A 13,234-nucleotide genomic window follows, 5' to 3' on the forward strand; every position below is an offset into this window, starting at 1 on the left:
AAGGCTAGAGGATTCCCCCTTCTCTGTATAGAGAATATCTATATCAGCATACCTACATTCTATTTGCTAAATATCGGTGGGAAATCTAGCCTTGAATCAGTGGTGATCTACACCACAGAACGACCAGGTCAAAGTTGATATCCGTTCAGCCGGCACTCCGAGCAAACAACAATCCTTTGGCCGACCTAGCTATTAGAGGTGGCAACGATGAAGTACACCGTCGACTCAATGCGCACGGCACCGGAGACTTACGCCTGGAGCCGCTTCGGGCAGCCGGAGTACACGAACTGGCTTGACGAGAGCATGTCGTGGAAGGAGACCTGCTACATCGGCGACTGGTCCTTCCTGTGGCAGCACCGGTTCACCGGTCCCGACGCGCTCCGGCTGTTTTCCGACATCACCGTGAACAGCTACAAGAAGTTCGACATCGGCCAGTCCAAGCACGCGATCCACACGAACAAGGACGGCAAAGTCATTCATGAAGGCGTCCTCACCCGCTTTGGCGAGGAAGAATTCGTCGTCCATGGCCGCGGCGGTTTCTGGGCCGCATTCAACTTGGAACGCGGCGGCTACGACGCGCGGGGAACCAAAGAGGACTGGTTCATTTTCCAGGTCTCCGGCCCCAACGCCGTCAAAGTTCTGCACGAGCTCACCGACTCCCGGGACCTCCTGGAAGCAAAGTACATGCACGTCGTGCCCATCACCGTGGCCGGGCACAGTATCTACGCACTGCGCCAGGGCATGGCAGGTGAGGTCGGCTTCGAACTTCAGGGACCCAAGGAAATTGCCCAGGAGATCTACAACGCTGTCCTCGAAGCCGGCAAAGACCACGGCATCCGTAAACTGGGCGGCCGGGTCGCCCTGATCAACCACCTTGAGGCCTGCTTCCCCACCATCGCCACGGATTACATCCCGGCCATCTTCGACGAAGACATGGCCGAGTACCTGGAGTACTTCCGTGCCGCGATGCCGGCTTTCGCCCAGCCTGCCTACATCGCGGGCAGCTACGACGGTCAGGACATCAGCGAGTACTACCGCAGCCCGGTGGAACTGGGATGGGGCAAGGTCGTCAACACCGAACATGAGTTCCTTGGCCGCGTTGCATTGACCGCCGAAAAGGCATGTCCGAACAGGGTCATCCGGACCCTTGAGTGGAACGGCGAGGACGTCGCCGATGTCCAGGCATCCCTCTTCCAGGAAGGGGACCACTACGACTTCATGGAAATGCCCCGTGACCAGCGAGGTTTCATGTGGGCAGACCGGGTCGAGATCGACGGTCAGCTCGTCGGGGTCGCGACATCACGCGGATACTCCTACTACTTCCGCAAGATGCTCTCGCTGGCAACCGTCGATGTGGAGCACTCCGAGCCCGGCACCGAGGTAACCGTCATCTGGGGAGCCCCGGGCCACCCCCAAAAAGCGATCCGGGCCATTGTCCGCCCGGCCCCCTACAAGACCGACAAGTCACGAGGTGATCTCCTTGCAACCGTCTAGCACCACCCTCCCGGCCAAGCCCGCCGCAACTGGCGGCACCGCCGATAATGGCTGCCTTAACGTCAGCTGCCCCGATCAGCCCGGAATCGTCGCCAAGCTGACCCAGCTTCTCGGTGCCCACGGGGCGAACATCGTATCCCTCGACCAGTTCACCACCGGGCCCGAAAACGGCACGCTGTACCAGCGCACGGTCTTCCACCTTCCCGGGTTCGCCGCTAAGCGGGAGACTTTGGAAGCGGACATCCAGACAAAACTCGCCGAACCGCTGCAGATGGAGTGGAAACTCACTGACACATCCAAGCGCAAGCGGGTCGCGATCTTCGCATCCAAAACCGACCACTGCCTGCTGGACTTGTTGTGGCGGCACCGCCGCGGGGAAATCCCCATGGACATCGTCATGGTCATCTCCAACCACCCGGATCTGGCCGACCAGGTGCGCCCGTTCGACATCCCCTATTTCTACGTACCCGTTAGCGGGGATAAGAAGGACGCAGAGCGCAGGCACCTGGAACTCCTGAACGGCAACGTGGACCTCGTAGTCCTTGCCCGCTACATGCAGATCATCTCCGCGGAATTCCTCGACGAAGTCCAGGTCCCGGTGATCAACATCCACCACTCGTTCCTGCCCGCGTTTATCGGCGCCGGACCGTACCAGAAAGCCAAGGACCGCGGGGTCAAGCTCATCGGAGCGACGGCCCACTACGTGACCAAGGACCTGGATGAGGGACCGATCATCGAACAGGACGTCATCCGCGTCTCCCACCGTGAATCGACCCCGGAGCTGATGCGCTTCGGAGCCGACGTCGAACGAAGCGTACTCTCCCGTGCGGTCACGTGGCACTGCCAGGACAAGGTCATGCGCGACGGCAACACAACGATTGTGTTCTGACCATGACAGCACACATCATCGACGGCAAAGCACTCGCCAAGAAGATCCGAGAAGAGCTGCGCGCCGACGTGGAAAGCTTCAAACGTTCCACGGGCGGGCCCATCGGTCTGGCGACCGTTCTGGTCGGGGATGACCCGGCCTCAGAGGTCTATGTAGGCAGCAAACGCAAGCTCTCCAAGGAGGCCGGCATCGAGGACCTCCACCGCCGGCTGCCAATGGATGCCACCCAGGAACAGGTGGCTGCGGCACTGGACGAACTCGCAGCCGACCCCGCGGTCTCGGGCATCCTGCTCCAGCTTCCCCTCCCTTCGCATCTGGATGCCAAAGCCCTGATCGACCGGATCCCTTGGGAAAAGGACGTGGACGGGCTGACGACAACCAGCGCCGGGCGCTTGGCACGCAGCGTGGAAGGGCTGCTGCCGTGCACGCCGCAGGGAGTCATCTCCCTGCTCGAAGACGAGGGTGTTGAGTTGCAGGGCGCCAACGCCGTTGTCGTCGGGCGCTCGGACCTAGTCGGAAAACCGCTGGCCCAGCTCCTGGTGCAAAGGAACGCCACAGTGACCATCGCGCACTCGAAGACGAAGGACCTGGCGGCCGTCACGCGCCAGGCCGAGGTGGTCATTGCCGCTGCCGGTGTTCCCCACCTGATCGGCGCTGAACACATTTCCGCAGGGGCTGTCGTGATCGACGTCGGCATCCACCGTTCCGGTGAAGGGCTCATCGGTGACGTCGACTTCGACGCCGTCAGCAAGATCGCGTCAAAGATCACCCCGGTCCCCGGCGGTGTCGGTCCGATGACGATCGCCGAACTTCTCCGCAACACACTCAAAGCAGCACAGCTCCAAAACTAATCACGCAATTTGCCGGCCTATTGAGGCTGGGCCGGCCCCCACCGCGCGCCCGCACGGTGGACCTCCCCTCCCAAGGAATCCCCATGTCCCAAACCAGTGTCGCCACCGTCGTCGGCAACGCCAAAATCTCCCGTTTCCACCTCAAGGCAGCCGCCATTTGCGCACTGCTTATGATCGCCGATGGATACGACCTTGTATCCTTTGGCTCCGTCATCCCCCACCTAATGAAGGACTGGGGCACTGACCCCATCACCCTCGGCGTCGTGGGTTCCACGGCCCTTGCCGGCATGTTCGCCGGCGGGCTTGTGGTCGCACCACTGGCTGACAAGTACGGCCGCCGCAAACTCATCGTCGCCGGGCTGATCCTCGCCAGTATCGCTGCGTTCGCGTGCGCGTTCGCCGACACCCCGCTGGTACTGGGTGCGTTGCGCTTCGTCGTAGGCGTGGCCCTGGGCGCGTTGGTTCCAAACTTCATGGCGCTCACGGGAGAACTCTCTCCCACCAAGTCCAAGGCGTTCTTCGTAGCCACCGTCTCGGCGTTCTACGCAGTTGGAGGAGTCGGCGCAGCGCTGCTGGCCATCTACATCGAGCCGGTACTGGGCTGGCGCGGAGTGTTTTACGTGGCCGGCTTGTCCATCCTGCTGGTGCCCGTAGTGCTCAAGCACCTTCCTGAATCCCCGGAATACCTGGCCCACGTCGGCCAGCGTGAACGCCTGGACGCGGTGATGAAGCAGATCGAACCCAGCTGGAGTCTGAATACAGTAATCGCACTCCCGACCCCGGCCTCCGGCAAGTCCCGCATCGCGCAGCTCTTCACTCACGGGAACGCCCTGGCGACCTCACTCATGTGGGTCTTCTTCATCATGACGATGGTCCTCAGCTACGCCTTGAACACCTGGCTACCCAAGCTGATGCAAAACGCCGGCTTCGAGCTCGGCCCTGCCATGTGGACGCTCGTTATCCTCAACGCCGGCGGCCTGTTCGGCTCAATCGCAGGCGGCTGGATCGCCGGACGGACCTCCTACCGCAAGACCCTCGTTGGCTACTTCGCCCTGGCCATCGTGTCCTTAGTCCTTCTGTCCATAAAACCCAACGCGTTCATGTTGAATGTCCTTCTGTTCACTGCTGGAGCCGCAGTGATCGGGATCCTGGCCATCATCCATGCCTTCGCAGTGGAGTTCTACCCGGTCCACATCCGCAGCACCGGCGTCGGCTGGGCCACCGGCACAGGGAGAATCGGCGCCATAGCAGGTCCCATTCTCGGAGGCGCTCTGGTCGCGTCGGGCCTTCCCCTACAGATGAATTTCGTGCTCCTGACTATTCCCGCAGTTCTCGGCGTCACCGCAGTCATCATCGTTACAGCGCGCCGATTCAAATCAGCAGCCACCAAAGGCGAAAAACCCGTCCTCGTACCCTGACCACCCAACAACCCGGCGTCCCCGATCGGCAACAAACAGACACTGGATGGAAAAGATCGGAACAGATTCCATCAGGTCCCCGTCTCTGGACAAACAATCCCAGAGGCGGGGATTCCGGGCTCATGCCGCTGGCGTTTCCGCCAGCACACTCGCGCCGGATCAGAAGGAGCCTCTTTTGCACCACAAACACACACTTGCAAGCGCAGGCGACCATTCCCTGCTGCTGGCGAGGCCGGAGTCCGGAACCTCACGACGGAAGCTGGTCCTAGCCACCGACTGGACCACACTGGTCACCGGCGAGAAGGTGTGGACCCGCACCCAGACCCCGCCCCACACAGCAGGATGGGTCGATGAAGTCACACCGGATGGAAGCATCGCCTGGATCGTTACGAGCGGAGCCATTCGGCGCATGTATCACCACAGCGATGGTGACGAGCTGTGGACGGGCCAGGACTAGGCCGGCCGCCCAACCCATGAACGGATGCTTACGCGTGGAGGCAGCCAGTGCTCATGATTCCTGTTCGAGTTCTGCCAGTCGCGCCCGCACCTGGTCGCCGAGCCCGCAGATCAAGTCGAGCTGCTCCGGGGTGAGGTGGTCGATCAGAACCTTGCGCACGTCCATCACGTGCGGCGCGGCGGCAGCCTCGATGACCTCGCGACCTTGCGGTGTGATGACCACGACGGCGCCGCGCTGGTCCGCCGCGCAGCGTTCACGGCCCACGAGACCGCGCTTTTCCATCCGGGTCAGATGCTGCGAGAGCCGGCTCTTCTCCCAGCGCAGAACGTCGCCTAGCGCAAACGCCCGCAGCCGCCCGTCCGGCGCCTCCGACAGGTGGGCCAGCACCTCGTAATCGGCGCTCGACAGACCGCTGCGCTGGCGCAGCTGCCGCTCGATGTACTGGGACAGATCGGCCTGCATCGTCATCAGGCTGCGCCAGGCACGCTGCTCCCGGTGGTCCAGCCAACGTTGATCACTCATATCTGTCACGTTACCCCATGGTTGACATGTTAACCATTCGACGCCTAGGGTTTGGTTAACACATAAACTACCTGGAGGTTTTGCCGTGACCATCACAGCCATCGTTCTCAGCGCTCTGCTGGCCCTCGCCGCACTGGGCGCGGGCATCCCGAAGATCAGGCTCAAGGGCGATATCCCGCGCCAACTGCAGGAACACATGGGCGCCAGCGCCTCCCTCACCCGGTTCATCGGCCTGGCCGAGGCCGCCGCGGCGATCGGACTGGCGGTCGGAATCTTCTGGCACCCGCTTGGCATCGCGGCCGCTGCCGGCCTGGCCGTCGTGTTCGCCGGAGCGATCGCCTACCACCGCCGCGCCGGCGACTACGCCAACCCCAAGACCCGGGGCCCGGCGATGGCCCCGGCCGTCCTGGGCCTGGTCTCCGTGGTAACCGTGGCCACCTTGTCCCTGACTGCATAAACCACGCGCCCAGCGGAACCCGTGCCTGGCGCAGGCGCAGGTTGCCATGCCGTCGGCAGATCGCTCCGCCGCCCGGCCCGCCCCACTCCAACCAGAGCCCCCCTCACTCTGAACCAGCACCGTCCGCCCGGACGCGTGCCTCAACAAGCAGCACCAGGAGACGCCATGTCAATCCACATCCTTGCCCTCGTCGGTTCCGTACGCGCCGGATCACACAACGGCCAGCTCGCCCAGGCCGCCGCCAAGCTCGCCCCGGAGCTAGTCGAGCTGTCCATACAGGAAAACCTCGAGCAGGTGCCCTTCTATAACGAGGACCTCGACAGCGAGGGGAGCATCCCGCAGCACGCCGCAGCCCTGCGGGAGTCCGCCGCGCGTGCCGATGCCCTCCTGCTGTTCGTCCCCGAGTACAACGGCACCATGTCAGCCGTTCTGAAGAACGCCATCGACTGGCTCTCCCGCCCCTACGGAGCCGGCGCCCTCTCCGGAAAGCCCGTCGCCGTCATCGGCGCCTCGGGCGGCCAGTACGGCGGCGTCTGGGCACACCAAGATGCCCGGAAGGCAGCAACAGCCGCGCAGGCCAATGTGATTGAGGACATCACCCTCTCCATTCCCAACTCGCTGACACGGTTCGCCGACACCCACCCGATCGACGACAGCGAGATCTCCACCGAACTCAAGTCCGTCGTCGCGCGCCTTGCCAAGGCGGCCGAACGCACCACCGCAGCGCACGTCTGACCGACTCCCACCCCCCGACACCCTCCTCAGCTTCGACTATGAAAAGCAGGCACACATCATGAGCAGCATCAGTATCATCGGTCTTGGAACCATGGCCCGAATCCTCGGCACCCGGGCGGTCGCCGCCGGCCACAGCGTCCAGGTCATCGGCCGTGACGGTACCAAGGCTGCCGCCCTGGCCGGCGGACTCGGTAGCCATGCCACAGCAGGGACGATCGCAAGCGGCGCGCTCACCGGTGACATCGTCATCCTGGCTGTGCCGTACACCAGCGCCTCGTCCATCGTCGGCCAGTACGGGGACGCCCTGACCGGCAAGGTCATCGTCGACATCACGAACCCCTTCGATCTCACCACGTTCGCCGCGCTCGTCACTCCCGAGGACAGCTCCGCCGCACAGGAGATCGCAAAGGCCGCCCCTGCGGGGGCGCATGTCGTCAAGGCGTTCAACACGCTCTTCGGCGGCGTCCTCGCGTCCGGTGAGGTCGAGGGCCGCCCCCTCGATGTGTTCATCGCCGGTGACGACGCCAACGCCAAGGCGTCCGTGTCCTCGTTCGTCGAGAGCCTCGGACTGCGCCCGTTGGTCACCGGTAACCTGAAGACCGCGCACTGGCTGGAAGGAGCGGGTCTGCTGCTTCTCGGTCAGGCCCAGCGGCAGAAGAACTTCTCCCTCAGCATTAAGTTTCTTGGCTGAACCCACGTCAAAGCGCCGCTCCCGATCCGGATCGGCCGGGACAACAACGGAGTAACCGGGCCCGCGGGACCAGATCGACCAATCCGGCGACCGGTGCGGAGACTCGATCTCTGAGATCGAGTCCCCGCTCGCCCCACTCCTCGACCCGATACCGCACAGGCGGCGCGTGATGCAACCACTCACAAGGTGGGCTCCCGGCCAGGCCCCCGGCCGGCCGCACGGCCGACAACACCCCGATACGCCGACGCATGGCCCCGGCACGCACGCATGGCGGTGCGTCGGGCAACCCCAACCAGCGAAGGAACGAGCCCATGAAGTCCGGAATGATCGATTCGGGAACGCTCTCCCGCGCCATAGCCGGTCACTCAGTAAAGGCCGGTCACGACGTGGTCTTCAGCAATAGCCGCGGCCCCGAGACGCTCAAGGAAATCGTGAACGCCTTCGGGCCGGACCTTCACTTGCCCCACCTCTGGCGATACCGCTCCCAGTACTGATCCGCTGCGCTGAGAAAGTTCGCTTGCGAGTTCGCTCGGTGACAATCGGGTAACCCTCAAGCTCAGGAAGTCGCATGCCCTGCGCCAGAGCCGCGACGATAATCCTTGCCGGCGGTGCGACGACCCGGACACCCGCAGATAGAACGACGCCAAAAACCGCTGCGATTCACGGCCAGGACGGTGCACGATCAAGTGCACGGAGACGCGGGGACTACTGTGACGTCAACGCCGGGCCTCGCGCAGCGCTCCATGCGCCCGTGCCAGCCGATCCTGCAGACGGCGGTTCTCGTCCGTCAGCTGCCGGATGCGTTGGTGGGCAAGCTGAAGCCCGGCTCACCAGGCGCCTGAACGCCATCGGCATCCACTCAATCCTTGACCTCAGCCGCGCAGACCCCGTGATGATCAGGGACCGGTTCTCCGTGGTCACGATGCGGACCGTGCTCGAACTGCAGGGAACACCCTGCATCCCACTTGAGGAAGAACGGATCGGGCGGGATCAGCTGATCTTTTCCCGCTCCTTTTCCACGCCCATTACAACGTCCGCTGAGCTGCGCCAGGTCCTGAGCGTCTACGCACAACAGGCAAGCGCACGGCTGGCCCGGCATGGGCTGCAGGCCAAGATCCTCACCGCATTCGCGGGCACATCAGAGTACAACCCGCAGGATAAGTCCTTTCCGTCCGTGTGCATTCGGCTGCCGATGCCCACCGCCGACCCTGTGCTCCTGACACGGGCAGCGCACGGGCTCCTGCCCGCCATCCAGGATGGCAGCAAGTATGTCCGCGCCGGGATCATGGTCACCGACCTTCGGCCAACCGGAATCCAGAAGCCCCTGGAACTGTTCGAGAACCTTCACGAGGAGGGCAACATCGGCCCACTCGTGGAGGAAATCAGCCGCAGGTACGGCAGGGGCGCAATCGGACTCGGGTTTGCCGGGCTGCGCAGCGGCGTCGATTGGAGCATGAAGCGCGACATGCGATCACCCCGCTACACGACGCACTGGGATGAGATGCCGGTTGTCAGGGCAGCCTGATGGGCTCTGAGGTTGCCCTCAGTCCACGAATTCAGATTGAGTCTCGATGAAATCCCACTCTGCTTCAGTCAGGATGCTTTGCGGGGTGTCCGGATGAGGGCCCCCGGCTTCTGCGATTCCCTGCACAACAAAGAGCGGAAGTTCCTCGGCCCTGAGGTTTTCCCGGAGCCACTCCTTGCTTTTCAGGTCCAGATCAAGCCACCACATGTAAATCTGCATGTCCCGCCGCCTCTCTACGACTCAACGCTATGCGTGCTGCACCCCAGACACAAGGGACAAAACGGTGGCCTCGCCGCCCCGGTTTACGGGATCCGCCACGCGGCCGCCGGCAGGCAACCGCCCAGTTCAAGCCTAGTTATTCCCTGTGCCGGGGAACACAATGGAGTATGTCCCCAGAGCGCTTCAGCGGCCCGCCTCCCCTGCTCGTCGGCGTAATGCCGGGCCAGCATCCCGAAGTCCTCAAGACGGCAGCCACGCTGGCCCAACAACTCGCTGCGCCGCTCCTGTGCGCCTACGTGGACGAGGCAAGCTACCTCGTGGAATGGGATCCGGCGCGCTCTGCCCACCGCCTTTCGCTGCATCCGGACAAGGACGATGAGGACATCCGATCCGTGACGGAGGGCCTCAAATCCGTCATCGGCTCCGCAGTCCGGCCCGGGCCGCCCACGGAGTGGACGCTGCGCACACTTGCCGGCGATCCCGCCCGGGCGCTTGGAAGACTTGCGGCCGAGGTCAACGCACCGATGATTATTGTGGGCACGGCCGAGCGCGGCTGGGCACACCGGATCACGGAGGCGCTTAATGGGTCCGTGGGTGACTGGCTCAGCCACCACCAAAACCGGCCCGTCCTGGTGGTGCCCTTCCGGAGACCCGCCCATGAAGACGGTTCCGACTAGAGTTGCGGCGCTCAGTAGCCGCGTAATTCCCGGTGCTGTCGTGGCAAAATTCACCCCCTGAAAAGTAAAGCGAAAGTAGTTATTCGAGGTGGTGGCGAACTTCATTACCGGCAAGTAAGCTGGTGTTCGCAGGTTGATTTAGCGTCTGCCCAAAAAGCTGCTCCGGAGTGCGTATCCCCCAATAACGCACTCCGGAGCTTTTTTGTGCCCACTGGCGGCCGAGGGCACCAATGCGGGGCCCAAAACCAAAAGCGGGTCATTGACTCATACCCCCCAGGGGTATAGCTTGGACTTATGAGCACTCCTGAAGGACCGCCACCGGCGGTGCACGAAGACTCACCGCCGCAGCATGGCTACACTTCGGACAAGGACGCCTATCTCCGCCGGCTTCGCCGGATCGAGGGCCAAGTGCGGGGAATCGCCCGCATGGTGGAGGAAGACAAGTACTGCATCGACATCCTGACCCAGGTCTCGGCCGTCACCAAGGCCTTGCACGCCGTCAGCCTGGGCCTCGTCGAGGAACATATCGGCCACTGCGTTATCGGCGCGGCCGCCGAGCCTGACCCTGACCTGCGTGCCGAGGCCATAGACATCAAAGTGAAAGAAGCCGCGGACGCCATTGGACGCCTGCTGCGGTAGCGGCAAGACCACCAACCGAAGCCAGCTGACCGACCCTGTCAGCCAGTTAATGAGGAGCCAGCAAATGAGCACCATCTCCACCACCGTCCACGTTTCCGGCATGACCTGCGGGCACTGCGTCTCGGCCGTCAGCGAAGAGCTGGAGTCGCTCGCCGGCGTCGAGGAGATCGACATCGCCCTCAATGCGGGCGGCCTCTCCACGGTCACCATTACCTCCACCCAAGAGCTCTCCCCGTCCGAAATCGGGGAAGCCGTGGCTGAAGCCGGCTACCTCGTGGTGGCGAACGAGGCCTGAATCCCACCCGGCGAAACCAACCAGGAACCGAAATGAGCACCGAGCAACTGCCGGGCAGCCCCGAGGACAGAGTGATCGAACTCGCGATCGAGGGCATGACGTGCGCATCCTGCGTCAACCGGGTGGAAAAGAAACTCGGCAAGCTCGACGGCGTCCAGGCATCGGTCAACCTCCCCCTGGAATCCGCCCACGTCACAGTCCCGGCCGGAATCACAGACCAACAGATCACCGACCAGGTAGCCTCAGCAGGCTACAAGGCCCGGATTAAGCCAGCCTTACAACCTTCGGCCGCCGCGGCGGAGCACCAAGGCGACCACGAAGACCACATGGCACACGGCGGCACGGCCTCGGCACTGAAGCCGCGCCTGGTCGCCGCGGCCATCCTCACGGTCCCCGTCTTCCTGATCTCGATGCTCCCGACCTTCCAGTTCCCGAACTGGGCCTGGGTGGTGGCTGCCCTGGCGTTGCCGGTGGTCAGCTGGGCGGCGTGGCCGTTCCACCGGGCGGCGGCCATCAATGCCCGGCATCTGGCATCCACCATGGACACGCTGGTATCCCTCGGCGTCATCGCCGCCTACGCCTTCTCGCTCGCGCAGCTCCTCGCGGACCCGGGCCTCACCGGGAATCCAGCCATGGAACGGATGGAAGGCACAGGCTCCGGCGGCCTGTACTTCGAGGTCGCTGCCGTCGTCACCACATTCCTGCTGCTGGGCCGGTTCCTTGAGGCGAACGCCAAAGCCAAAGCCGGGGACGCCCTCAAGGCGCTGCTCAACCTCGGCGCCAAGGATGCCACGGTGCTCGTCAACGGCGCAGAAGTGAAAATTCCGGCCGCTCAGCTCTCCGTGGACGACGTCATTGTGGTGCGGCCCGGTGAGAAAATCGCCACCGACGGCGTCGTTGTCAGCGGTTCCTCCGCCATCGACGCGTCGCTGGTCACCGGAGAATCCGTACCCGTTGAAGTGGGCCCCGGCAGCCCCGTCACGGGTGCCACCATCAACGCCTCCGGCCGGCTGCTGGTCCGTGCCACGCGCGTCGGCGCTGAAACCACGCTGGCCCAGATGGGCAGGCTCGTGGCCCAGGCCCAGACCGGCAAGGCCCCGATCGCCAGGCTCGCGGACCGCATCAGCGCGGTGTTCGTGCCCGTCGTCCTGGCCATAGCCGTCCTCACGTTCGCCGGCTGGCTGCTGGTTGCCGGCCCGGACGTCAGCGGTCAAGAGCTGCGTACGGCGTTCACGGCAGCCGTGGCGGTCCTCGTGATCGCCTGCCCCTGCGCCCTGGGTCTGGCCACTCCGGTGGGCCTTCTGACCGGAACCGGGCGCGGCGCGCAGCTGGGCATTCTCATCAGGGGCCCTCAGGTGCTGGAGGACACCCGCACGGTGGACACCATTCTGCTGGACAAGACCGGCACCGTCACCAGCGGGCAGCTTGCCGTTGACGCCACCCTTTCCTTTCCCCCGTTCAGCGACGCCGATGTACTGCGGTTCGCCGGCGCGGTGGAAGCTGCCTCGGAGCATCCGATAGCGCACGCCATCGCCGCTGCCGCACGGGCCGACGTCCCTGCCATGAGCCTCCGGACGGACGACGGCGCCGGGCTCCCCGCCGTCGTCGGCTTCCGTTCAGCACCGGGCGGCGGAGTGGTGGGCACCGTGGCAGGGCGGCCGGTGGTCGCCGGCCGGACCGGCTGGCTCGAGGAAAACGGCGTCGGCCTGACCCCCGAAAACCACCGCGCACTCCGCTCCGCCGAACACTCCGGGGCCACAGCCATCTGGGTCGCGGTGGACGGCGGGGCCGCGGGCATCATCTGTCTGCGCGACACCATCAAGCCCGGCTCCGAGGCAGCAATCAGCCGGCTCAAGGGGCTTGGGCTGCGGCCCATCCTGCTGACCGGTGACAATGGCGCCGTCGCCGCGCAGGTGGCTGCCGCCGTCGGGATTCCCGCGGACGACGTATTCGCCGGCGTCCTGCCCGAGGGCAAGGTGGACGCAGTCCGCCGACTGCAGGCCGGCGGCGCAACGGTGGCCATGGCGGGTGACGGCGTGAACGACGCCGCTGCGCTGGCTCAGGCGGACCTGGGCATCGCAATGGGCTCCGGCACCGACGTGGCCATCGAGGCAGCGGACCTCACGGTCATGGGCGACGACCTCGGCCAGGTGGCGACCGCCATCGAGCTTTCGCGCCGCACGCTGGCCACCATCAAGACCAATCTTTTCTGGGCGTTCTTCTACAACGCCGTAGGCATCCCGGTGGCTGCGCTGGGGCTGCTCAACCCGATGATCGCCGGCGGTGCCATGGCCGCAAGCTCAGTGCTGGTGGTGGCCAACTCGCTCCGGCTTCGCAGGTTCGCCCGGCCTGGGAAGTAGCGGCG

15 protein-coding genes and 1 pseudogene are annotated in these 13,234 nt (G+C 64.3%); 14 read left to right on the forward strand and 2 right to left on the reverse strand.

The genetic code is table 11. The features are described from left to right. The first annotated feature begins 207 nt into the window (after positions 1-207). From AC1DD3_RS05850 to AC1DD3_RS05870, 5 genes are all read left to right on the forward strand, one after another. The gene (locus AC1DD3_RS05850) at positions 208-1,494 is read left to right on the forward strand and encodes a glycine cleavage T C-terminal barrel domain-containing protein (RefSeq protein ID WP_476881176.1); all 1,287 of its coding nucleotides are present in this window, start codon (positions 208-210) and stop codon (positions 1,492-1,494) included. Next, positions 1,481-2,383, forward strand: coding sequence for a formyltetrahydrofolate deformylase (purU, locus tag AC1DD3_RS05855; protein ID WP_104174840.1), 903 nt, complete (start codon positions 1,481-1,483; stop codon positions 2,381-2,383). Before AC1DD3_RS05850 ends, purU begins: the two co-directional genes overlap by 14 nt. A gap of 2 nt (positions 2,384-2,385) precedes the next feature. Further along, a complete protein-coding gene (gene folD, locus AC1DD3_RS05860) occupies positions 2,386-3,234 on the forward strand; it encodes a bifunctional methylenetetrahydrofolate dehydrogenase/methenyltetrahydrofolate cyclohydrolase FolD (protein WP_476881177.1) in 849 nt (282 codons plus the stop codon). Positions 3,235-3,317: 83 nt separating this feature from the next. After that, complete coding sequence (locus tag AC1DD3_RS05865) at positions 3,318-4,652, forward strand: MFS transporter (RefSeq protein WP_476881178.1); 1,335 nt, start codon at positions 3,318-3,320, stop codon at positions 4,650-4,652. A 175-nt stretch (positions 4,653-4,827) separates the two neighbouring features. Further along, a complete protein-coding gene (locus tag AC1DD3_RS05870; RefSeq protein WP_104174759.1) occupies positions 4,828-5,109 on the forward strand; it encodes a hypothetical protein in 282 nt (93 codons plus the stop codon). Between the two features lie 51 nt (positions 5,110-5,160). Here the strand turns inward: AC1DD3_RS05870 and AC1DD3_RS05875 are convergent, their stop codons facing one another. Further along, positions 5,161-5,631 (reverse strand): MarR family winged helix-turn-helix transcriptional regulator, encoded by a 471-nt coding sequence (locus AC1DD3_RS05875; protein ID WP_230120039.1) that lies wholly within the window; start codon positions 5,629-5,631, stop codon positions 5,161-5,163. An 85-nt stretch (positions 5,632-5,716) separates the two neighbouring features. Between AC1DD3_RS05875 and AC1DD3_RS05880 the strand changes: the two genes are divergently transcribed. The 5 genes and pseudogenes from AC1DD3_RS05880 to AC1DD3_RS05900 form a co-directional block, all read left to right on the forward strand. After that, on the forward strand, positions 5,717-6,088 hold the full coding sequence (locus tag AC1DD3_RS05880) for a DoxX family protein (protein WP_181038908.1): 372 nt from the start codon (positions 5,717-5,719) through the stop codon (positions 6,086-6,088). A gap of 165 nt (positions 6,089-6,253) precedes the next feature. Beyond that, the gene (locus tag AC1DD3_RS05885) at positions 6,254-6,823 is read left to right on the forward strand and encodes an NAD(P)H-dependent oxidoreductase (RefSeq protein ID WP_476881179.1); all 570 of its coding nucleotides are present in this window, start codon (positions 6,254-6,256) and stop codon (positions 6,821-6,823) included. A 58-nt stretch (positions 6,824-6,881) separates the two neighbouring features. Then, positions 6,882-7,514 carry an NADPH-dependent F420 reductase gene (locus AC1DD3_RS05890; RefSeq protein WP_230121446.1) on the forward strand — a complete coding sequence of 211 codons (633 nt, stop codon included), beginning with the start codon at positions 6,882-6,884 and terminating at the stop codon, positions 7,512-7,514. 311 nt (positions 7,515-7,825) lie between these two features. Beyond that, on the forward strand, positions 7,826-8,008 hold the full coding sequence (locus AC1DD3_RS05895; protein ID WP_230121447.1) for an NAD(P)-binding domain-containing protein: 183 nt from the start codon (positions 7,826-7,828) through the stop codon (positions 8,006-8,008). Positions 8,009-8,337: 329 nt separating this feature from the next. After that, positions 8,338-9,039: pseudogene (locus AC1DD3_RS05900) on the forward strand (DUF4113 domain-containing protein); the annotation flags it as partial. A gap of 18 nt (positions 9,040-9,057) precedes the next feature. Here the strand turns inward: AC1DD3_RS05900 and AC1DD3_RS05905 are convergent. Next, positions 9,058-9,258 carry a hypothetical protein gene (locus AC1DD3_RS05905; RefSeq protein ID WP_230121448.1) on the reverse strand — a complete coding sequence of 67 codons (201 nt, stop codon included), beginning with the start codon at positions 9,256-9,258 and terminating at the stop codon, positions 9,058-9,060. Positions 9,259-9,425: 167 nt separating this feature from the next. Here AC1DD3_RS05905 and AC1DD3_RS05910 point away from each other — a divergent pair, with 167 nt between their 5' ends. The 4 genes from AC1DD3_RS05910 (at position 9,426) to AC1DD3_RS05925 (ending at position 13,229) form a co-directional block, all read left to right on the forward strand. Next, the gene (locus AC1DD3_RS05910; protein WP_230121449.1) at positions 9,426-9,935 is read left to right on the forward strand and encodes a universal stress protein; all 510 of its coding nucleotides are present in this window, start codon (positions 9,426-9,428) and stop codon (positions 9,933-9,935) included. A gap of 294 nt (positions 9,936-10,229) precedes the next feature. After that, complete coding sequence (locus AC1DD3_RS05915) at positions 10,230-10,574, forward strand: metal-sensitive transcriptional regulator (RefSeq protein ID WP_476881180.1); 345 nt, start codon at positions 10,230-10,232, stop codon at positions 10,572-10,574. Positions 10,575-10,638: 64 nt separating this feature from the next. After that, the gene (locus AC1DD3_RS05920) at positions 10,639-10,869 is read left to right on the forward strand and encodes a heavy-metal-associated domain-containing protein (protein ID WP_230121451.1); all 231 of its coding nucleotides are present in this window, start codon (positions 10,639-10,641) and stop codon (positions 10,867-10,869) included. Positions 10,870-10,901: 32 nt separating this feature from the next. Further along, positions 10,902-13,229, forward strand: coding sequence for a heavy metal translocating P-type ATPase (locus AC1DD3_RS05925; protein WP_476881181.1), 2,328 nt, complete (start codon positions 10,902-10,904; stop codon positions 13,227-13,229). Positions 13,230-13,234 lie beyond the last annotated feature (5 nt).

The organism is Arthrobacter sp. 05T444 (assembly GCF_056395905.1).

What these genes read in the sequence shown, in the direction of transcription:
- AC1DD3_RS05865 (WP_476881178.1), top strand. Translation starts at nt 3,318, where the DNA reads ATGTCCCAAACCAGTGTCGCCACCGTCGTCGGCAACGCCAAAATCTCC.
- AC1DD3_RS05895 (WP_230121447.1), top strand. Translation starts at nt 7,826, where the DNA reads ATGAAGTCCGGAATGATCGATTCGGGAACGCTCTCCCGCGCCATAGCC.
- AC1DD3_RS05925 (WP_476881181.1), top strand. Translation starts at nt 10,902, where the DNA reads ATGAGCACCGAGCAACTGCCGGGCAGCCCCGAGGACAGAGTGATCGAA.
- AC1DD3_RS05890 (WP_230121446.1), top strand. Translation starts at nt 6,882, where the DNA reads ATGAGCAGCATCAGTATCATCGGTCTTGGAACCATGGCCCGAATCCTC.
- AC1DD3_RS05910 (WP_230121449.1), top strand. Translation starts at nt 9,426, where the DNA reads ATGTCCCCAGAGCGCTTCAGCGGCCCGCCTCCCCTGCTCGTCGGCGTA.
- AC1DD3_RS05905 (WP_230121448.1), bottom strand. Translation starts at nt 9,258, where the DNA reads ATGCAGATTTACATGTGGTGGCTTGATCTGGACCTGAAAAGCAAGGAG.
- AC1DD3_RS05885 (WP_476881179.1), top strand. Translation starts at nt 6,254, where the DNA reads ATGTCAATCCACATCCTTGCCCTCGTCGGTTCCGTACGCGCCGGATCA.
- folD (WP_476881177.1), top strand. Translation starts at nt 2,386, where the DNA reads ATGACAGCACACATCATCGACGGCAAAGCACTCGCCAAGAAGATCCGA.
- AC1DD3_RS05920 (WP_230121451.1), top strand. Translation starts at nt 10,639, where the DNA reads ATGAGCACCATCTCCACCACCGTCCACGTTTCCGGCATGACCTGCGGG.
- AC1DD3_RS05850 (WP_476881176.1), top strand. Translation starts at nt 208, where the DNA reads ATGAAGTACACCGTCGACTCAATGCGCACGGCACCGGAGACTTACGCC.
- AC1DD3_RS05915 (WP_476881180.1), top strand. Translation starts at nt 10,230, where the DNA reads ATGAGCACTCCTGAAGGACCGCCACCGGCGGTGCACGAAGACTCACCG.
- AC1DD3_RS05875 (WP_230120039.1), bottom strand. Translation starts at nt 5,631, where the DNA reads ATGAGTGATCAACGTTGGCTGGACCACCGGGAGCAGCGTGCCTGGCGC.